The 19903-nt window shown below is 59.4% G+C and carries 16 protein-coding genes; 8 read left to right on the top strand and 8 right to left on the bottom strand.

Going from position 1 to position 19903, the window contains the following annotated elements:
• Positions 1-283: 283 nt before the first annotated feature.
• On the bottom strand, positions 284-916 hold the full coding sequence (locus OKW28_RS04810; protein WP_429444007.1) for a TetR/AcrR family transcriptional regulator: 633 nt from the start codon (positions 914-916) through the stop codon (positions 284-286).
• Positions 917-1043: 127 nt separating this feature from the next.
• Here OKW28_RS04810 and OKW28_RS04805 point away from each other — a divergent pair, with 127 nt between their 5' ends.
• Positions 1044-2018, top strand: coding sequence for an SDR family NAD(P)-dependent oxidoreductase (locus OKW28_RS04805; protein WP_429444006.1), 975 nt, complete (start codon positions 1044-1046; stop codon positions 2016-2018).
• A 197-nt stretch (positions 2019-2215) separates the two neighbouring features.
• Entirely contained in the window at positions 2216-2962 is a 747-nt protein-coding gene (locus OKW28_RS04800) for an SDR family oxidoreductase (RefSeq protein WP_429444005.1), read from the top strand.
• 443 nt (positions 2963-3405) lie between these two features.
• Here OKW28_RS04800 and OKW28_RS04795 read toward each other — a convergent pair whose 3' ends face one another.
• From OKW28_RS04795 to OKW28_RS04785, 3 genes are all read right to left on the bottom strand, one after another.
• Complete coding sequence (locus OKW28_RS04795; RefSeq protein WP_429444004.1) at positions 3406-4314, bottom strand: haloalkane dehalogenase; 909 nt, start codon at positions 4312-4314, stop codon at positions 3406-3408.
• The gene (locus OKW28_RS04790) at positions 4311-4901 is read right to left on the bottom strand and encodes a TetR/AcrR family transcriptional regulator (RefSeq protein WP_184040704.1); all 591 of its coding nucleotides are present in this window, start codon (positions 4899-4901) and stop codon (positions 4311-4313) included. The genes OKW28_RS04795 and OKW28_RS04790 overlap by 4 nt, the downstream gene beginning before the upstream one ends.
• Positions 4902-5465: 564 nt before the next feature.
• On the bottom strand, positions 5466-6218 hold the full coding sequence (locus tag OKW28_RS04785) for a hypothetical protein (protein ID WP_429444003.1): 753 nt from the start codon (positions 6216-6218) through the stop codon (positions 5466-5468).
• A gap of 575 nt (positions 6219-6793) precedes the next feature.
• Between OKW28_RS04785 and OKW28_RS04780 the strand changes: the two genes are divergently transcribed.
• Entirely contained in the window at positions 6794-7468 is a 675-nt protein-coding gene (locus OKW28_RS04780; protein WP_429444002.1) for a hypothetical protein, read from the top strand.
• Between the two features lie 33 nt (positions 7469-7501).
• A protein-coding gene (locus tag OKW28_RS04775) for an IS3 family transposase (RefSeq protein WP_429444001.1) occupies positions 7502-8637 on the top strand; the annotation gives its coding sequence in 2 pieces (ribosomal slippage) (positions 7502-7766 and positions 7766-8637; 1137 coding nt in all).
• Positions 8638-8968: 331 nt separating this feature from the next.
• Here the strand turns inward: OKW28_RS04775 and OKW28_RS04770 are convergent.
• The 3 genes from OKW28_RS04770 to OKW28_RS04760 form a co-directional block, all read right to left on the bottom strand.
• Positions 8969-9826 (bottom strand): 2OG-Fe(II) oxygenase, encoded by an 858-nt coding sequence (locus tag OKW28_RS04770; RefSeq protein ID WP_429444000.1) that lies wholly within the window; start codon positions 9824-9826, stop codon positions 8969-8971.
• 593 nt (positions 9827-10419) lie between these two features.
• Entirely contained in the window at positions 10420-11787 is a 1368-nt protein-coding gene (locus OKW28_RS04765; protein ID WP_429443999.1) for a hypothetical protein, read from the bottom strand.
• A 10-nt stretch (positions 11788-11797) separates the two neighbouring features.
• Positions 11798-12151, bottom strand: a complete 354-nt coding sequence (locus tag OKW28_RS04760; RefSeq protein WP_429443998.1) for a TIGR00366 family protein — start codon at positions 12149-12151, stop codon at positions 11798-11800.
• A gap of 471 nt (positions 12152-12622) precedes the next feature.
• On the opposite strand from OKW28_RS04760, the gene OKW28_RS04755 reads away from it, so the two are divergent.
• Both OKW28_RS04755 and OKW28_RS04750 read left to right on the top strand, forming a co-directional pair.
• On the top strand, positions 12623-15649 hold the full coding sequence (locus OKW28_RS04755; protein ID WP_429443997.1) for an ankyrin repeat domain-containing protein: 3027 nt from the start codon (positions 12623-12625) through the stop codon (positions 15647-15649).
• A gap of 538 nt (positions 15650-16187) precedes the next feature.
• Positions 16188-16439 (top strand): hypothetical protein, encoded by a 252-nt coding sequence (locus OKW28_RS04750; protein WP_429443996.1) that lies wholly within the window; start codon positions 16188-16190, stop codon positions 16437-16439.
• A 67-nt stretch (positions 16440-16506) separates the two neighbouring features.
• Here OKW28_RS04750 and OKW28_RS04745 read toward each other — a convergent pair whose 3' ends face one another.
• Positions 16507-17004 carry a hypothetical protein gene (locus tag OKW28_RS04745; RefSeq protein WP_429443995.1) on the bottom strand — a complete coding sequence of 166 codons (498 nt, stop codon included), beginning with the start codon at positions 17002-17004 and terminating at the stop codon, positions 16507-16509.
• A gap of 387 nt (positions 17005-17391) precedes the next feature.
• Between OKW28_RS04745 and OKW28_RS04740 the strand changes: the two genes are divergently transcribed.
• Together OKW28_RS04740 and OKW28_RS04735 are read left to right on the top strand one after the other, a co-directional pair.
• Positions 17392-17682 (top strand): hypothetical protein, encoded by a 291-nt coding sequence (locus OKW28_RS04740; protein WP_429443994.1) that lies wholly within the window; start codon positions 17392-17394, stop codon positions 17680-17682.
• Between the two features lie 848 nt (positions 17683-18530).
• Positions 18531-19793 carry an ABC transporter substrate-binding protein gene (locus tag OKW28_RS04735; protein WP_429443993.1) on the top strand — a complete coding sequence of 421 codons (1263 nt, stop codon included), beginning with the start codon at positions 18531-18533 and terminating at the stop codon, positions 19791-19793.
• Positions 19794-19903 lie beyond the last annotated feature (110 nt).

Here is a 19903-nt window from a genome sequence, read left to right as displayed (position 1 = left end):
TCTTGAGGTGATTCGGAGTTGTCACAGACAAGCCGTGCGATGCCGCGGGTTTCCAGTTGCCGAGATTGCGCGCAACGATTTCGAGAGAGCGTGGTCAACTCATGCTGCCGCGAATCGCCACCCGAGAGGGACCGCGCTTGGGGCCAACTGGCTTACGGGCTTCGACTTCCAAATCAAGGTGACCCCTCCTATCCGAAACGGGAAACGATTGATCGGGTTTGAGGGGCGCGCGAAGCGGCAACTATCAAAGCCTACTGCCCCGCAACACCCCTTAACGCCGGCGTCAACTTTCTGGCGCCGCGTTTCCACGCCGCGGTTGGAGCACCAAGTCGGCCGCTTCCTCAGCATCTTTGAGGAGCGTCTTGCGCGGCGTGCCTATCCGCGCACGCATGGTCAGGCCACGAGCAAAATCTGTGACTTGGATCGCGCGCACGGCTACCGGAAAGGCAGGCGGGATGTCTCCCGCACAGATCCCGTCCCGGAAACGGCGCTCCACCAGCGCCGCGCCGCCCGCGACCGTGCTCTGCAGAAACCGCTGAACCTCGGCGTCGTTCACAAGCGGGGCGACGCACACCAGAAGGCAGCCCCGGGCGGACCCTTTCTCGGTCGCACTTTCGACGGCGTACCTTAGAAAGCCCTCGATCGAGTCGCGAAGACTCTGTGGCGAGAGGAGTGCCTTCGCGGCTGATGCGCCCTTCCGTTCTGCGTACGCCCTAAGGACGCGCAAGAATATCGCCCGCTTGTCCCCAAAGACGGCATACAGGCTCGGCCGTCCCACACCCATCCCGGCGACGAGATCGTCAATCGTCACTCCGTCGTAGCCTTTCGACCAGAACACCTGAGTCGCCTTTTCCAGCGCCCCCGTCTCGTCGAAGCTGCGCGGTCGACCCCGCGGCCTAGCAGTATTTTGAATCATTTGGTTCAAAACTCATTGACAATGGCTATCGCATCAATATATAACCGAACAGTTCGAAATTAGCAAGCCGGCCCTGGCTTTGCGGGGCCTCACGACTCGACCTTCACCTTTCACCGCGGAGCCGCCCATGGAACATTCGATCGCTCTCGTCACCGGCGCCACTTCCGGGCTCGGGCATGCGGCAGCCCGCATTCTTGCAGGAGAAGGCTGGCGCGAGATCATCGTCACCGGGCGCAGCCTGGTTCGGGCCCAGCAAACGGCCGCTCAGCTCGCCGCTGAGACCAGAATACAGGTCTTCACGCCGCTGGAGCTGGAGCTGGACACGCCGTCCAGCGTTCAGTCCATCCTCGCCGAGCTCGTCAAGCGAGGTCGGCCGATTGATTTCCTACTGCTCAATGCCGGGATGGTCCCAGGTAATAAGCGCGTGCTCACTGCGACGGGCGTCGAGGCGGCTCAGGCCCCGCTGATCGGCCATCATCAACTGACTGTCGGGTTGCTCCGCGCCAACCTGCTGAGCCCCAACGCGCGGATCGTTATCGCCGGGGCGGAACCTGCCCGAGGGGGCGTACCCCTGTTCAGCTACACCGACGTGCCAGCCTTCGCGGCCAAACACCACCAGGGTGACCGAACCGCCGCTGTTGAAGCCCTGCTGCGCAACGGGCCGAACGTGAAGTACGTGCCCAACCGGGCGTATGCCGACGCGAAGCTCATCATCGCTTGGTGGGTCGCGGCGCTGGCTCGCCGGCTACCCTCCGGCATGGCCGTATACGCCGTCTCGCCCGGTAGCGCGCCCGACACCCAGGCGGTGCGAAACGCTAGCCCGGTCCTAAAGTGGCTGATGATTCCACTGGTGAAGCTCATCCCCGGCATGTCTCAGACGCCGGAGACCGCGGCCCGTCGGTACCTCCAGGCGTCGGAGTTCGGAACCGACGTCTCAGGGCAATTCTTCGCCTCGGCGCCCGGGAAGCTCACAGGCCCAATTGAGGCGCAGCTCCACCCACACCTCCACGATCGCGCCAGCCAGGAAGCCGCATGGCAGACCGTCGTCAAGATCTCCGGCGTCGACTTGTCTAACCCAGCATCCTTGAGCGCGGTGTCCTGAAGAAGCGCTGGTCGCGGCGAAATGGTCGCGGTGACCAGAATCAGCAGGCGATTGCGGAGCTACATGGTCATCCACAGGGTCCTACTGAATTTTGAAATAATTAGTTCAAAAGTCCTTGGCCGCGATGATCATGCCTATTTTTGTACAAAACAGTTCTAAATCAGCAAAGCGACCCAGACGTCGCAAGGAGAAAACGCATGGAACGGTACGAAGGTAAAAAGGTTGTAATCATCGGCGGCACGAGCGGCATGGGGCTCGCGACGGTGAAGATGCTCCTCGATGGGAGTGCGCGCGTTCTGGTGACGGGTCGCTCGCAGGCGGGTCTGGATTCGGCGCAGCAAGAGCTTGGGAAGGGCGCCATCGTGGTTTCGAGCGACGCGCGCTCATTGACGGAAATCAACGCCCTCGCCTCTCGGGTGAAGGCCGAGTTCGACACCTTCGACCTGCTCTTCGTCATCGCTGGATTCGCCCTCCGAGCGCCTCTCGAGAGCATGACCGAGGCTATCTACGACGAGATGTTCAACCTGAACGCCAAGGGCCCCTTTTTCGCGGTCCAGAAGCTCGCACCGCTGATCAATCGGGGAGGCTCAGTCGTCCTCACGACCTCGGTCGCCAACGTCAAGGGAATGCCCGGCGTCGCCGCATATGGAGCGGCCAAGGCTGCGCTGCGGTCATTCGCCCGGGTGCTCGCCGCTGAGCTTCTACCTCGGGAGATTCGCGTCAACGCGGTGTCGCCCGGTCCCATCGACACGCCGATCCTCGACAAGTCCTTCCCCGATAAAGACGCGGCCGCCCAGATTAGGGAGCAGATGAACGGCATCATTCCAATGAAGCGCTTCGGGACGTCGGAGGAAATCGCCAAGGCCGTCCTCTTCCTCGGGTTCGACGCGACCTTCACGAACGGCGCCGAACTGCCGGTTGACGGGGGGGCGTCGCAGCTTTGAACGCGGTACAGACCGCACGCGTTACCAGACGGGGGCTTCACGATGAATAGGTTGGCAGCCATCCGCTGCTCGACCGGATGAGCGTCCGCTTCCGGGCGCTCGGTGCGGCCAGGCCGATGGCAGCTTCGGGTCGGTAGTACGCATTCGCTGATAGTGAACACGACATTCGCGGTTGTGCAGATTCGAACGGCAGGAAGGCAACCTGAAGCTGCCCGATGAAGGGCGAGACCTGAACGTCGGCAATCGCCGACGACTTGTCGTCATGCCGAAAGCATTGACACCTTGGAAGCAGCCGCTAACCTCTCGTGAGTACCACAGGGTGTTGAGGGTTGCGAGGCGCCTGATAGATTGATATCCCTTTGTCCGGTCTAAGTTTCAGGCGCTTAGCGGTTGTTGTTTGAACGGCTGTGCGCCAGCTCGCCGACCAAGTATCAGAGGAATGCCTATAATGTCAGCCTTTGTTTTGGGCTGGAGCTTACTCCCAGTCCGACTAGCCACTCATTGATAGTGGCGCCGATGACCTCAGGATGATCCTCCTGCAAGTAGTGCATTCCAGCGCCAAGCTCAACTACTCTGCAGTCCTTAAGTTTCTTAGAAAAACTATCGGCGACGGTCGGCGAGACCAGAGAGCCTGGATTTGCAGTGAAAAGCAGCTTCGGATAAGACGACTGTGCTAGAGCACGATGTGCGTTCTCCAAGGTTAAGTACACATCCGCCGGTTCTCCAGCGATCGGCAGTTCATTCGGGAAACGCCAGGTTGGTCGACGCGACTCGGGAGTTGGAAATGGTGCTCTGTAAACCGACATTTCCTCATCCGTCAGTTTTCGTACGGTTGCAGCGGGAAGAACCTGCTCTACGAATGCATTTCCTTCAAGAATCATTTTTTCACCCACGCCAACCATCCTGAACTTCTGAAAGGTTTCGCGTGCATCCGCGTGAAAATCCTCCCAGGTAGGCATTGGCCAGGTGAACTCCATAAAAGCAAGCCCACGGATAAACTCCGACCTTCGGGCAGCCAGGTGAAATGCCAGTGCGGTTCCCCAGTCCTGCGCTATGACAAATGTTGACGAGATTCCAGCGTTATCGAGGAACGCATCCAGGTATCGAACATGATCGGCAAACCGATACGCAATGTCCGGTTTTCCCGATTGACCAAACCCGATGAGATCCGGCGCGATGCAGTGCGCCACGGGTGAGACCAGGGGAATGATGTTCCGCCATATGTACGACGACGTTGGGTTTCCGTGCAGAAAAAGCGCGACCGGTGCTTCGGGATTTCCCGCTTCCCGATAGGCCATGGTGGAACCCAGCACATTCACTCGCGGCAATACAACGTCAGAAAGGACGATCATTTCTGCTCCTTGAATATGGTTTGGAAAACGATGTTCTTGAAGCGATCGAGGGCGGCAGGGCCGCGTTCCACCTTCATGCGAAGAATTGCGCCTTCCCAGGAAGCCAGGAGAAATTCGGCGAGATCCACCGGATCGAACGTTGAATCGATTTCGCCGGCGGCTTGAGCCTCGGCGATGCACGAGGCAAATGGAGCACGCCATTCTTGGAATATCGCCTCGAGCCTTTCGCGCAAGAGCTCGCTTTGAGAGGCGGTCTCAAGACTGAAATCGCCGATCAGGCAACCGCGATTCCATTTGTCGTCTGCCAGCACGCGGCTGATGATGTCCAGATACCGCTTCAGTCGCTGCCGGGGAGTAAGTGACTTGTCGTTCAAAGCCTCTTTGACTAATCCCTTGGTGTGAGCAAAATAGCGGTCCAGCACTTCCTCCGCAAAAGCCTCCTTGGAGCGGAAGTGATTGGTGAAGGAGCCGTGCGGAGCACCTGCCGCTGCGCAGATATCGCGCACACTCGCCCCTTCGTATCCCGACCGAAGCATCACCTGGAGGCCGGCAGCGAGAATGTCTTCGCGAAATGATGGTTTGCTCATAATAGGAATACAGTCGTACGTATTCCCATACAATACAGTCGTGCGTATTCATGTGTCAAGTTCTAATTTAACCGCCCGGAGCCTGCCCATCGCATGTACCGTCGCCTGGATGGAGCCGCATTAATTTGACCGGCAGCTACGGGTGGCACGGCTAGGGGGGCTTCCGGCCGTAGCAGACGATAGATCGGCACGCCAAAGCCTTAGCAGTGGCAAGGATTCGTACAAATTGGCCGGATAAGCCGCACCTTCATCTCCAAGACGATTGGCTTATCGACGCCCGTTTGTCAGCCGTGGAACGGGCATTGCGAAATCCTGAGCTTCGTCTCAACCAGAGAGTCAGCCAGGGCTGAGGAGTGGCTTCCATTACGGGATCAAACGGCGGCTCGGCAACTCTTGAGCAGACATTCGCCAATGAATTGCGGAGGACCGTAGATGGCCGACTCCAGTCCACGATGCTCATTGCCCACGCTGCGCAGCAGGAAGATGGGTGGTGTTCTTCCAAGTAGACGAGCGCAACCTCTTGTGGCACCGGGGCTGACTCGATGGCCCCGGGCTCGCCGCACGTCACATCATTCCGCTGTTGCTGCCAGTACTGCCAGTGCCGGAAGAAGGTGCGGACGTCGCTGTAAGCGGATGGGCGAGACCCGCCGCGGACAGCAGCGAGACGGCGGCCTGATCGGGCATGCCATTGGCGTCGAGAGCCCCTGCTGCCGCTAGCGCGCTCAGGTCGCTGTCGACACCTATTTGGTCAACTGTAAAGGATGTTGTTAGAAACGCCGGTGCCGTCAGCGTGACCGCATAGCGCTGCTGTAGATTCGTGACGACTGCCGATTGCGCAGCCTGCACGTCGGCCTGGTTTGCCAGCACCTCCTGGAACTGTGAGTTGGTCGGGAAGCCCGCTATCAGACCGCTCTCGCTCGTGCCGAGTTGCGAAGCGATGTCGACAAACATCAGTTCGGTCTCTGGCGTCGTATTGAAGGTGCCGCCGGCCAATGCCACCGAATGCAGGCCAATGCCACCAGAGGTCACGGTGAGGATGCAGGGAGGCGTGGCATTGAACGTAATCGCGTAGTGTCCACCGCCGTCGGACAGGGTGGAGCCCGAGCCCTGCACACAACTGAAGCTGACCGTCGCGCTGGCGACCGCACTACCGGTGGCGGCCGTGCCGGATATAGCGACGGTTGGCGTCACGTTTCCGCCACCGCAACTGTCGAGGCCGATACAGGCGTTTCCGCCGCAAGCGGCGAGCGTTGCGAGGGAAGCCACGCAAATTGCAGCCAGCGCCGGACGAACGAAACACGCGTAGTGAGTGTTCATGGTTGCCTGCCGTTGATAGATCGGGATGGGGCAATCGGTTTCACGGAACGGACCAATGCTACGTACAATTTTAGCGCCCCATGCCTGGAGACCGTTCTACACGTCAATCACATTCGCCGGTGTTATCAACTGCTGAACGGTGGCTCGTCGGCTCGCCGACAGGCGAAGGTCGACCCAGCCGCCGGTCAACCAAGCGCTGCGTTAAGGCCGCTTTCGAAAGCGGCCATTGCAGCATTGTGGCTACCAACGGCTGACTTGGGTCGTGTACGGCAGTTCAGTTGCCCGGATTCTGCCACCTCCTTCCATTCGATAACCGCTGTGGTAGAAGGAGACTTCGCGAGAAGTCGATAATCGCCCGTCCGCTCATCCTCTGATCCTTTGCGAGGATCGACCCGTCTGATGTCCGGCGGCAGGAGCGGCGGCATAAGCCGCGCCATTGCCGCCGCGCGAGCCGGTAACAGGCAAATGGCGCAGAATAGAATTGCGCGCATCTTCGCGCACGCGAGAGGACGTGGCGCCCGACTTTGGACGTCAGAGCCTCCATGTTAGTGAGACAACCTTGCTGTAGTGAGACCATGAAGAGAGGAAAGACCAAACTCACCCGCCACGATGCTGAGCGCCTTTTCGAAGGCCTGCCCAGCGGGAACGTGAAAGTAAGCGGCCGGCCCGAGAACCCATTCGAAGCCGGGGCGTTCGACGTAGTCGAGCGCGTCGACAACGAAACCAAACTCTGGAAGGACAACCTCATTACTCTTCCGATGGCGATCGAGCTGCCTACTGGCTACGAGTCGGTGGCTCACGTACGCGAGGCGATGGCGAAAGCATGGCACGCGAAGTGGATAAGGGAAGGTAAAAACGAGGTTGTCACTGAGTTTCCTGAAGGTTGGACAGCCGTTCGCCCGGAAAGCGGACCCATAGAGTTGCGAGATCCCTCCGGCGTGGTCCGCGCCTTATACGGGTGGGCCGAGGACGCTGAGCTCAGGATTCTGCCGCGGTATCTGGTTGAGTCACAGACGAACAGTTCAAGCGGACTGGGCAGCCTGGTTGTCCGTGATCGCGTGAACGGTCAGGTTCTTGAAAGATCGTCAATATGGTCTGCCCAAACCGGTACCAACCATCCCGACTGGGCCAGACTGTCGGCGTGGCTCAACTTACACTATCCACAATATCGCGATCCGCTTCGGTACTGGGAAGATAGAGATGGCCGCGCAAATTCGGACAGTCGGATAAGTGGAACGCTCGGGGCCTGAGCCGGCGATAATGCCGACAAAGGAACCAGGAAGATGACGAAGAGAACCCGACGGACGCACTCAGCCGCGTTCAAAGCGAAAGTGGCGATGGCGGCGGTCAAGGGTGAGCGGACGCTAGCCGAACTGGCGCAGCAGTTCGATGTGCACCCGAACCAGATCACCGAATGGAAGCGGCAGTTGCAGGAACGTGCCGCCGACGTGTATGGCGCAGGCGGCACGGCGTCGAGCGAGCCGCAAGTCGATTTGAAGGAGCTACATGCGAAGATCGGCCAGCTCACGCTGGAGAACGATTTTTTAAGCGGCGCGCTCAACAAGGCGGGATTGCTGAGCGCAAAGCGATGATCGATCGTACACACGCATTGCCGGTCTCGCAGCAGGCGCGACTCGTTGGTATCGCAAGATCGAGCGTGTATTACCGGGCGCAACCGGTGAGCGAGGCAGACCTGTTGCTGATGCGCCGGATCGATGAACTGCACATGGAGTTTCCGTTTGCCGGAGCGCGGATGCTGGCGCGACTGCTGCGTCGCGAGGCACACGAGATTGGCCGCAGGCGCGTGCGCACGCTGATGAAGCGCATGGGTATCGAGGCGCTGTACTGCAAGCCGAACACGAGCCGACGCAATGCTCAGCACAAGATCTGGCCGTATCTGCTGCGGGGCATGACGATCAATCGGGCAAACCAGGTCTGGGCACTGGATACCAGTTATATCCCGATGGCGCGCGGCTTCGTGTATCTGACCGCCGTGGTGGACTGGGCCAGCAGGAAGGTACTGGCCCACCGCGTAGCGATCACGATGGAGGCGATGCACGCTGTCGAGGCGTTGGAAGAAGCGTTCGCAAAGTACGGGCAACCTGAGATCGTCAATACCGACCAGGGCAGCCAGTTCACCGCGACAGTGTTCACCGGGGCCGTGCTCGGCAGGGGCATCCGCCTGTCCATGGATGGCAAAGGCGCCTGGCGCGACAACGTGTTCGTCGAACGCGTGTGGCGCAGCGTGAAATATGAAGAGGTGTATCTGAAAGCCTATGAATCGGTCGGCCACGCCCGGCGCTCAATCGGCGACTACATCAATCTGTACAACCAGAGACGACCTCATTCGAGTCTGGAAGACCGCACGCCGGATGAGGCATACTTCGCGACGCTGCCTGCGATCAAATTGGCAGCATGACTGCCCCGGACGTTCCACTTAAAAATCTCAGAAGACTGTCCGAACGAGTGAGGCCATCTCTGATTCCGAGGAAAATCTCCAACACTGAGCTACTTTTTGGGGACTCTGTTCCCGCGTCTGCTGCACCCAGCGTGACGGGGGCGAAAGGAGGGCTCACGGCTTGATTGAGCTTCCGAGCTCGGCCACATTGTCGTGACTCGGCGTTGGCTTCGCGCGTATGCCATCGGCACCATGCCGAACTGGACACTAACGAAATCCGGCAATTGATTGTCAATCTGCTCCGAAAGGGCGCGATCCTGGACGTTAACCACAGATGCGCACGCGGTTCGGCTTACACCCGCTGCCTCATCCAGCATGCAATGCTCATGCGGTCGCGCGTGGCGGGCAGCACCTCGTGTTCAAACTCCGCCGAGAGAAACAAGAGCAGCGTTCCGGCGCGCGGAAAGACGTCGTGATAAGACTGATCGGCAAGGTATAGCCGCAGTGCGCCGCCCTCGGCGTCCTGCCACGCTTCGTTGAGGTAGAACACAGCGGAAATCACGCGGCTGTCGCTGTTACGCAGGCAGTCGAGGTGGCGTGCGTATCCGGCACCTGGCGGATATACCGCGTAGTGTGATTCGCTATCGACCAGACCGAGAAACAGGTCGCGGTTGAGCGCGTTCCGTAGCGCGTCGATGCGATCGGCGAACGCCTGCTGCCGCGTGCTCAGCGCGTCGGGTTGGAACCAGTGCGTGCTATCGCCGCGCAAAAGTGTGGCAGCGCGATTGGCCCCCACACGGGCTGGTGTCAGCAGCTGCGCGTCGTGCATGGCCATGCATTCGGTCGATAAGGCCTGCGTCTGGCTCTGTGACAAAAAGTTCGACACGACACACCAGCCGTCGACGGCGAGCGCGCGTGTCGCGATGTCGAATTCGCTGGATCGGGAATTCGACGCGACATCGATTGCCTCGTCCGGCGCGGCGTCGCCGATCAGGCAATCAACCAGCAATTCGATTTCCGCTTCAATCAGGGGATGTTCCAGAAATGCATCCGTTTTATTTGTTCTTCCGCTGGCGGCTCGATCGAGTACTCGCTCGGGTCTGCTGGTCAAAACCATCAAGCGTTGTCGGGGGCGCGTCGAACGCGGGCATTGACACACGCCGGACCCAAGAGGAAGAGCCGGGTCGAGGTGGTCGATCTGTTGGGACAACCGCGCAGTCTACACGAGTGGGACGAACTGACCGTTGATACTCGAGCGAACGCTTTGGCCGATGCTCATAGCGTGACAACGGCCATTGGAGCAACGTCGGAATCGTGTCGCGTGCTGCCGGTCGTAGTCATGCAAGGCCAAAGCGAATATGCCAATCGCATGAGGCGGCACCCGGCCAGTATCGGCCATTCGCCATCGGTGTCGCGATCGTTGACAATCTGTGAATCCAACGCGGCAGCAACAAAATTGCAACGGGTTACCGGGCGGATATAGGCTTAAGGAGGTGGTTGCTGAACGCACCCATTGCCAATGTTTTCGGTGTCAGTTTGACAGGTCGTATATTCGATCGGCCAACTTGAGACCGCTCGATAATCTCTTGTGTCCCGCGTCGTGCAACTTGCATATTGAAGGGCGGCCGGTTGATCCGGCATTGGAACAGACGCCAATCTTCGTTGCACCGACTCGTATGCTTTGACGGGATAGTAGGCCGAACTGCCCGTCAGTTTGCCGCTCTATGCGCAACTCGCAGCATTGTAGTTCGGCGAGCAGGCCCGACGGGGCTGCCACGGTGGCCAAGGTGGTGCGGTGCCCGATCATGTCGACTCTGTGTGACGACGTAAATCACGCGGGCCTGCATGAGAGAGGGATCGGCGAATCATCATCTGCTCGAAAGCGTCCACGATGCGTTGTACGTGACCGTTCTTGTGTTTCAGCGGACCGTCGTCGCGTTCGTAATGCACCAGCATCGTTGCATTGGCTTCGAAGACGAACACGCGGCCGTCCGGCAAGATCGTGAAGTCGATGCCGGCGTAATCGAGCGCGAGCCGTTGGCCGATGTTCGCGATGGCACGTAAAGCGCGGTCGCCGATCGCGCCACGCGGATCGGCGAGAAACCGGCGCTCTTCATCGAGCTTCCACGCCTGCGCCTCCATATCCGCCGAGAAGTAGTGGACCATCCAGTGTGGCGAGATCGCGAGATGATACGCGAACGGCTCGCCGTCGATAAAGATCATCCGGTACTTACGATAAAACCCATCCGCGTCGCGTGTATTGTGGAACGCGCTCAGGTAATGCGCGCCGTCCATTACGCGTAAATGAGCGTTAAGTGTGTCGGGGTCGTCGCAGCGCACTAGGCCATCGCCGCCATGCGAGGCGACCGGCCGCAACAACAGTGGAAACGTCAGCCCGTTATCGGCGACGCGGCGCGCGAGCGGTTCTTCGGCGCCAGTCGGTGCGATGCCGAGCACGCAATGCGCGCTTACCACGTCGGTCAGGCCACGCAGCAATTCGGGCAGCCAATGCCGCCGCGTGCGCGCCACTACGGCCGAGCGGTTGAGCACGGGCCGCGATGAGCGCGACTCGAACCGAGCGAGGCGCTTGGCAATCAGCTCCGCGATGTCCGGATCGCCGAGCGCGTTGAACACGATGTCGAATGGCGGAAGATTAGCGTCTTCTTCGTCGAGGGCGTGATCGATTGCGTATTTAATGCGGCAATTGACCGTACCGGGCAGCAACGCTGCGAACGGCACGTTGCCGGTGCCGCTGCCGCTACAAAGAATCAACACGCGGCGCGTCTCGCCGCCCGTCTGTTCGATGAACACGCGCTGAGACTTGTACGCGCGCTCGCGGCATGCCGCGGCCTCGTGTTCGTCGTCCTGTTCGGCGTGGATCGCCGCCAGGTTCAACCAAGCGACGGCGGTATCGGGATTGATATCGAGCACGAGACGATACCAATGCGCAGCGGCCTCGTAGTCGCCTTTCATGAAATAGCCGGTGGCGACGTCACACAGATTGCGCGTTTGTGCGACGGACGGTTGCGCGGCGAAAGCGTCGAGCATTCGAGCGGCGATCAGATTTGCGAGCGCGGCGAGTTCGTCGCCCGCCGTGCGACAGACGTCGGCCTGCCTACGGTAGAACTCTGGATTGAGCTCGCCCGGCGCGCGGGGTTCTTCGATGGACATGGGATCTCCGTCAGCTCAACACGGGCGCGGCCGGTGTCTGGATGTGCGCGGCGAGGGCGCGTTGCCGGCGCTGCACGGCCAGCACATCGGCGATGGCGTAGCCGGTCGCGAGGATCAGAATCATCTGCAACGCGAGGCCGGGGATGTTGAACGTGCCGCCGTGCAAGGCAGTGGGCATCGTCGGCAGCGATGCACACGGCGCGAAGAATGTGGCCAGAAGGTAGACCACCAGCGTCAAGCCGATTGAAAGCACGGACGGGTTAGGCATGACCTGTTCGAACACATAAACCAGCCATGCTACGAACCTACGGCTCGGCACGGCGTTCGCCGTGATGGCCGACGAATTGCTGTTTCTGTTTTCCATGGCGTGTCTCCTGCAATTGCATGTCGTTATGCAGCTTACGCTGGTGTGGACCATCGGCGCTGCATCGCGGGCACGCCACCGATCCCGAGCATTACAGGTAGGTTGCGTAACCACCACAACGCCGCGCGCGACGCAGCCAACAGAACGTTGGAAATTTTAATAGTCGAAGCGCTCATGCGCACCTAAACAATCAATGCAGATCGTTCCTCATGCTTCGGGGATGCTACTGGAGTCTCTACCTGGAATGGCTGCTTTTGGGCGAGCTGAAGGGCGGTTTGGGGTCGGCTACGGCCGCGGGTCGGGCAGCAGGCGGCAAGAACCCGTCATTCAGCATGAGGAAATACTCTAGGGCGTCCAGTTCAGGTCGGCGGATAACTGCCGTTCAGGAATGACCGGAAAACTTGCTATAGAGGCTGGCAGGCCAGACGGTCATGAGAGAATTCTTGCTCTTGCACTTGTCCTCATCGCCTCATGAAGATTCTCGAATACACAGGCCTCGACACCTCACGCGTCAAGGCCAGCTACGACAAGGTGTCCGCGGCCATCGCCCGCCACGACTTCCGGGCTGCCCAAGTCAAGAAGCTCGCCAATCTGAGTCACGGCAAGTTCTACCGGGCGAAGCTGGATGACGCCGACCGGCTGTTGTTCTCGCTGGTGCGCCACGGGGATGAAGTCTGCGCACTGATGCTGGAAGTGATCGCCAATCACGCCTACGATAAGTCACGTTTCCTGCGCGGCGCGGCGATTGACGAGAGCAAAATTCCAGACATCAGCGCTGATGACGCCATCAGGGAGGCGCAAGCTCTACGCTACCTTCATCCCGAGCGTACCGGCATTCACCTGCTCGACAAACCGATCTCGTTTGATGACACGCAGGAGACCATTTACCGACAGCCACCTCCCTTGGTTGTCGTCGGCAGCGCTGGCAGCGGCAAGACCGCACTGACGCTTGAAAAGCTCAAGCATGCCGAAGGTGAGGTCCTCTACGTCACTCACTCCGCCTTCCTGGCGCAGAGCGCCCGCGACCTTTATTACGCCAACGGTTTCGAGCATGGCGGTCAGGATGCCGTATTTCTGTCCTACCGGGAGTTTGTCGAGTCGATCCGCGTTCCGGCAGGACGCGAGGCTAGCTGGCGCGACTTTGCGGGCTGGTACTCGCGTATACGGCAGAACTTCAAGGATGTCGATGCCCACCAGGCTTTCGAGGAGATTCGCGGCGTGATTGCCGCCGGGTCGGGCGGTGTCCTGTCGCGCGACGAGTATCAAGCACTGGGGGTGCGTCAATCGATCTTTCCCGTAGAACGGCGCGACCAACTCTACAATCTGTTTGAGAAGTATCGCGCCTGGCTGGCCGAAGCAAAGCTTTACGACCTGAATCTGGTCGCCCAGGACTGGCAAGCGCTGGCTGCGCCGCGCTACGACTTCGTGGTTATTGACGAGGTGCAGGACATCACCACCGTGCAACTCGCGCTCGTGCTGAAAACCATGAAGAGGCCTGGCCATTTCATGCTCTGCGGGGATTCCAACCAGATTGTCCATCCCAATTTTTTTTCCTGGAGCCAAGTCAAGAGCCTGTTCTGGAAGGACCCGAAACTGGCCGAGCGGCAGGAATTACGCGTGCTAATGGCCAACTTTCGCAACGGCCTGGAGGCCACTCGCGTCGCCAATCAGTTGCTCAAGATCAAGCAGCGGCGCTTCGGCTCCATCGACCGGGAGAGCAACTTCCTGGTCCAGGCCGTCGGCGGCGAGACCGGCCAAGTGACGCTGATACCCGACAAGGACGCCACCAAGCGCGAACTGGACCAGAAGATTCGCCAATCCGCCCAGTTCGCCGTCCTGGTAATGCGCGATGAGGACAAGGCCGACGCCCGCAAACACTTTGCCACGCCGCTGTTGTTCTCGATCCACGAAGCCAAGGGTCTCGAATACGAGAACATCGTGCTCTACCGTTTCATCTCGGATCACCGGGGCGAGTTCAACGACATTGTCGAGGGCATCGCCAAGACCGATCTGGCGGTCGAGACACTGGATTACAAACGCGCTAAAGACAAGAGTGACAAGTCGCTCGAAGTCTATAAATTCTTCGTCAATGCCCTGTATGTAGCGCTGACGCGCGCCATCAAGAACATCTACATGATCGAGTCGGACACAGGGCATGATCTGTTCGGGTTGCTGGATCTGATCGTCGGCCAGACCAGGATCGAGGCCAGGCAATCCACGCTCGAAGACTGGCAGAAGGAAGCACGCAAACTTGAACTGCAGGGCAAGCAGGAGCAGGCGGAGGCCATCCGCCGCACCATCTTGAAGCAGGTCCCGGTGCCGTGGCCGGTGTTCGATGAGGCCAAAGTCAGGGAACTGCTGATCAAGGTCTTCCGCGAGCAGTCTCCGGGCAACAAGGGCAAGCAGCAACTTTTTGACTATGCCACCTGCTTCGATGAACCGCAGCTCGCCGAGTGGCTGGCAGTCGAGGCGAAATTCGAGCAGGCACGAACCTTTGATCAGCAGCGCGCGGTGTTCGCCCGCAAGAGCTACGTCCCTTTCTTCGCCAACCGCTTCAAGGACATCCTCAGGCAGTGTGACCAGCATGGCGTCGATCATCGTCTGCCAATGAACCAGACGCCGCTGATGGCCGCAGCTGCTGCAGGAAATGTGGCGCTGGTGGAAGCCCTGCTGGAGCGCGGTGCCGACCGCGATGCCGTCGATCACTATGGTCACAATGCCCTGCACTGGGCTTTGCGTCAGGCATTTGGCGATGCAACGTTCGCTGCTGGCCCGCTGGCGGCAATCTATGAATGCCTGGCTCCGCCCTGCATTGATGTCAGAGCGGGTGATCGCCTGGTCCGCATCGACCGGCATCTGTCTGAATACTTTCTGTTTCAGACCTTGTGGGTATTGTTCAAAGCCCGATTCAGCAAGATACGAGGCAATGCAGACAGCGCGTTCCAGACCCAAATCATCCTCGATGCCTGGCAACACTTACCCGCTAACATCGCGCGGCCGGAGCGCAACAAGCGCCAGCATCTTTCTGGCGTGCTGGCGAGGAACGAAATCGACAGAGACTATGCCTACAATAGATCCCTGTTTCTGCGCGTATCCACCGGGCGCTACCAGTTCAATCCCAAACTCGCTGTGCGTCGCCGCCAGGGCGAAGAAGAAAACTGGGTCCCGATCTACACGGCACTCAACCTCCCGTTGATTAGCGAGTTTGCCTACAACGACGGCTGGATCAGCACCTGGGACAATATCGACAAGCTTGTGGTCCTTGCCGGACTACCTGAACGAACCACACCCATCGCGGCTGAACGCTTCGCCGAGCGGCAAGCGGCCAAAATAAGGGAGCTGGACGAACGCAGAGCCAATCAACTTGCTGCCAAAGCACGCATTCGTGCAGCCGCCGAAGCCACCCAGAACACAGCGCCACGATGGGGAACAAAGGAAGCTAAACGGCTTGAAATCGAACGTGTGAAACAAGAAATCGAAAGACGAAAGAAGGGTTGACTTGCCGATATTTCTTTTGGGCGGCTTTCGGCTATCTCCGGCCGTTCGACCGCGCTCTGGGCCGGACATTCGAACGTCGGCTCGACCCAAGCAGCGGACCTTCGGCCGCCAATTGCGCTCGCCGCATCATGCGCGTTTGCGGCCTTTCGCGAGCGCAGCCAGTTGTCGTAAAAGTCCTTAATCCTGCTGTTGGCGACTCCAGCGCAACCATCGCCCGGGATTTTTCGGCGATCACTGCTTCACGTGCGTAAGCTCGTACGGTCGGCGCGGGCAGATCAAAGAGCACTGGCAAGGAGCCTCCTCTGCACCCGTATATCAGTCGCGATCGGCATGCGCCCCCAGCCAGCGCGGCAGTGAGTCGTCTATTTTAAATAGCTCACTATTTGACGGAGCAGCCTACGCTGCCCTTGCGCACAACTACACGGATCATTTCTACAACCGCTCCTTTGTTCTAAATTCTTGTTGCCCAGATCGTTTTGAAAGAGTCACGTCAAATCCGGCGCGACAAGTGCATCCTCAACAGCGGAAGGAGTTGGAAATGGCTTACAACGTCGATAACTGGGGCGTCATTGAAAACGGCGCCACGATCGGAGTCGGATTTCTGATCAATGGCGGGCAAAATTTTGGTTCGCAGTGGGCGGAAGGCGAGCCACAAGACGCCGGCAATACGCTTACAACGACTAACGCTCGAATCGGTTTTGGAGATGACGGCTTGTTTTCCTACGCATTCGATTTGCACTGCGACGGCCGCGGCTGCCGTTTCGGCCTTCACGGGGGCGGGCAAACCTGAGTGTACCCATACTCGCTCTTCCAACATTCACTTCTGAGCACGAGCGTTCAAGCCGTTGCCCAGATCACTATGAAAGGCAGGGAATATCATGACGCACAAGATGACGGTCGTCACAGACACAGCGGGTAAATTTCTTGGCGCGGTACGTTCCGGCACGGTCCAAGACGGGGAAAACACGCTCCATGTCCATGCATTGCCGCACCCAAACCACAAGCACCACGAGGTCGAAGTCGATGAAGAGATGATGCGCAAACCTTTTGAGGAGGTACGCCAGATCCTGCTTAGCAAGATCTGATAGTTTGTCGAAGAAGGCCGTTCGTCCAGAGCGTGGCGTGTTAGCGCGAAGGCGAAGGGTTATGGATTCGATCGGTTCTGCCGGGGCCAGGGCTCCCGTTCTGGCCTTTACGGAGGCATGCAACATGCCGCTCACGACGGCATCTCGCACGCACGGCATCTTGCCTTCCGGTCGACGCACGATCCAGCCGCAAAGCAGGAGGGCGGCAAGCGCGACCAGATACGCGGCGCCGACCTGGCTGGTTTGCAGTGCGTGCAGCACGGTCGGCAAGTAACGTCGTGTCGCAGGGACGCCGAATAGAGCACGGGAGCGTGGATGACCGAAGCCCCATTAAGCTGCCATTGAGATAACGTAGGTTTGTACGGCGGTATTGGGTCGGGATATGCCCTTCATACAGCCAGCCGCCGGCAAGGGATCGCGCGGAGTACGGTCCAATTGCCGACGTTCGGTGAAGGCACCAAGATTTTGCATCGCTTCCCAGGTTTACTGTGGCGGCACAGTGACTACACTTGGTAAGGCTCGCGGATATCAGGTGCGTGGCCTTCTCAATTCGTTGCGCACACTCCACGCCGTCCGAAAGAGCAGTTCGAGGAGGCTGCACACATGGTTTGTGCGGCGTGCTCGTGTCGTTGGTCCATGAAATAGGAGGAGACAATCATGCAAACCGTAATAAGGACATATTCCGGAAAGGGTGCAAAGGAGTTATTCGATCTACTGGAGAAAAGAGCGGCTGACGTCGAAGAACTGCTGCGTTCGGTCAAAGGCTTCGTCGGCTACACCCTCGCACGCAGCGGCGATGGTGGATTCTCGGTTACTGTCTGCCAGGACAAGGCCGGCATCGATGAAAGCGTGCAAAAGGCGAAGGACTGGATCGCGAAGAACGCTGGAAACACTGGCGCGGCCGCGCCGGAAATATCGGAGGGATCAGTCCTCATTCACCTGAAGTAACTTCGCCTCGCGACTGGCAGCGCGTGAGTTCAGCGGGCGGATTGCGAAGTACGCAAGCGGCCTCACCGGCTGCTTCTCGCGCACACTTCTTGCCGAGTTCATCCAGACCGGACCTTATACATTATCCGGAAGAGCCCACTGAGCGGATTGAGAATTCGGCGATCTCATGAGGTGCTGCGGATGGCTTGTGTTGACTTCGGCAGCGTTCTCCGCGAACAAGCAGCACCACGCCGCTGCCGGTTCAACGTACGGCAATCCGTTTTCCTTTTTGTCGAGCGGCGAGTCGCGGACAAGCCGCGCACGTGACTCACGTCGAACGTTGAACGGCTGGTCCGGAGAGGATTGACTGGCCGGAGTGGGTCCGATAACGGTCCCATAGCGACCAACGGTAACGATCGCGGTGTACCGATCAACAATTTCCCAAGACTCAGGGTAGCGCAACGCGAGGGCTATTCTGGACATCCTCCGGGGTAGCGCGATTTCGCCATGACGGCGTGCAAAGGCAGCGACCGGGCATGAAGCGCCATTCACCCGTCGCGTCGCTCGGACGGTCAGACGTCGGCTCCGCCCGCTAAACGGCAGTTCGATTGGCGAAGACGAATGTTGCTTCATCGGCCAACCCTGCCGTTCGCGCCCTTCCAGTAGGGGCAATGCACAGTGTCCGCTTCCGTGTATAGCGACCATATTCTGGTTTCCCGAAGACTCGTGTGCGCTAGGCCACCGACGCTAAGACGGGGAACTTGTGGATCCTATCTAACACGTTCAAGATTGTTGGCAGAGGATTCTCACGCTCCGATTCGGAACTCAGACGATTGACCGGTTCGACGTGAAGGTCAGGGAGAACCCCTATGAAAACACCGAGTCGTATCCGCACTTTTGGTCGCCGCACGCTGCTCAAGGGAGCCGCGGCCGCCGCCGCCGTGCAGTTCGTCCCTCCCTTCCTCATCAAAGCCCGCGGCGAGACCCCCCTGCGAATTGGTATGGTCGATCCCTTGACGGGCGTTTATGCTGCGGTCGCACAGAATGAAGTGACGGGCGCCAGGCTTGCCGTTGAGCAGATCAATGCCAAAGGCGGCATCCTTGGGCGACCCATCGAGCTTCTGGTGGAGGATTCGGCGAACGACGTCGGCACCGGTGTCCAAAAGGCACGCAAGCTGATTGACCGTGATCAGGTCACCTTTCTGATCGGCGACGTGAATTCCGGCATTGCCCAAGCGATCGCGCAGGTCAGCAATGAGAAGAAGGTGCTGCACATCGTGTCGGGAGGCCACACCGACACGATCACCGGCAGCGATTGCAAGTGGAACGTTTTCCGCGTCTGCAACACGACCAGCATGGAGGCCAACGCTGTCGCGGACCTCCTCTTCACCAAGTACGGAAAAAAGTGGCATTTCATTACACCGGACTACGCGTTCGGCCACACTTTGCAGAAGGCCGCGGTAGCGGATTTGCAGAAGCTCGGCGGCACGATGACCGGCAACGAGCTCACGCCGCTCGGAACGACCGATTTCTCCGCGTATCTGATCAAGGCGCGTGCTGCCAATCCAGACGTTCTGCTGGTGCTGCCGCAGGGCTCCGACATGGTCAACTGCCTGAAGCAGATTGCGCAGTTCGGCATCGGAAAGCAGATTCACATTGCCGGCCTGCAGCAGGAGCTCGAATCGCTCGAGGCGATGCCGCCGGAAGCGCGCGTCGGCTTCTGGATGTTCGAGTGGTACTGGAAGCAGCCGGGTGTCCCAGGCGTAGACAAGTTCGTTGCCGACATCCGCAAGATGAACGGGGGCAAGGTTCCCACCGCGCGTCACTGGTTCGGCTATACGTCGGTGCATACGCTCGCGGCCGTTGCCAACAAGGAAAAGACCCTCGATGCGAAAAAACTCGCCGAAGCGCTCGGCGGATTCGAGCTGGCGAACGACATCAAGCTGCAGCCGAACAAGTGTTACTACCGCAAGGGCGACCATCAGCTCATGACCTCGTCGTTCGTGGGTGAAGCACTGTCTCAGCCGGCTGGTGATCCTGAAGACCTGTTCCGTGTCGAGCGCGTGGTCGCCGGCGACAAGACCGCGCCACCCGAGGACGCGACGGGTTGCAAGCTGCAGTGGCCCGCCTGATACCGAAAACGGTGCGGGCGCGCTATTGCTGGCGTCGTTCCAATGACCATGACGATGACGCGCGTGCATGGAAAAACAGCGGCCCAGGCCGCCCGACGTAGTTTGTACAC

The organism is Paraburkholderia sp. 40 (genome assembly GCF_050434105.1).
Lineage (GTDB): Bacteria > Pseudomonadota > Gammaproteobacteria > Burkholderiales > Burkholderiaceae > Paraburkholderia > Paraburkholderia tuberum.
Note: the sequence above shows the minus strand (reverse complement) of the source record. Positions and strands in the feature narration are given on the sequence as shown.

Bases quoted from the DNA above. Each gene is read 5' to 3' on its own strand.
- OKW28_RS04810 (WP_429444007.1), bottom strand. From the start codon at position 916: ATGATTCAAAATACTGCTAGGCCGCGGGGTCGACCGCGCAGCTTCGAC.
- OKW28_RS04805 (WP_429444006.1), top strand. From the start codon at position 1,044: ATGGAACATTCGATCGCTCTCGTCACCGGCGCCACTTCCGGGCTCGGG.
- OKW28_RS04800 (WP_429444005.1), top strand. From the start codon at position 2,216: ATGGAACGGTACGAAGGTAAAAAGGTTGTAATCATCGGCGGCACGAGC.
- OKW28_RS04795 (WP_429444004.1), bottom strand. From the start codon at position 4,314: ATGATCGTCCTTTCTGACGTTGTATTGCCGCGAGTGAATGTGCTGGGT.
- OKW28_RS04790 (WP_184040704.1), bottom strand. From the start codon at position 4,901: ATGAGCAAACCATCATTTCGCGAAGACATTCTCGCTGCCGGCCTCCAG.
- OKW28_RS04785 (WP_429444003.1), bottom strand. From the start codon at position 6,218: ATGAACACTCACTACGCGTGTTTCGTTCGTCCGGCGCTGGCTGCAATT.
- OKW28_RS04780 (WP_429444002.1), top strand. From the start codon at position 6,794: ATGAAGAGAGGAAAGACCAAACTCACCCGCCACGATGCTGAGCGCCTT.
- OKW28_RS04765 (WP_429443999.1), bottom strand. From the start codon at position 11,787: ATGTCCATCGAAGAACCCCGCGCGCCGGGCGAGCTCAATCCAGAGTTC.
- OKW28_RS04760 (WP_429443998.1), bottom strand. From the start codon at position 12,151: ATGGAAAACAGAAACAGCAATTCGTCGGCCATCACGGCGAACGCCGTG.
- OKW28_RS04755 (WP_429443997.1), top strand. From the start codon at position 12,623: ATGAAGATTCTCGAATACACAGGCCTCGACACCTCACGCGTCAAGGCC.
- OKW28_RS04750 (WP_429443996.1), top strand. From the start codon at position 16,188: ATGGCTTACAACGTCGATAACTGGGGCGTCATTGAAAACGGCGCCACG.
- OKW28_RS04740 (WP_429443994.1), top strand. From the start codon at position 17,392: ATGCAAACCGTAATAAGGACATATTCCGGAAAGGGTGCAAAGGAGTTA.
- OKW28_RS04735 (WP_429443993.1), top strand. From the start codon at position 18,531: ATGAAAACACCGAGTCGTATCCGCACTTTTGGTCGCCGCACGCTGCTC.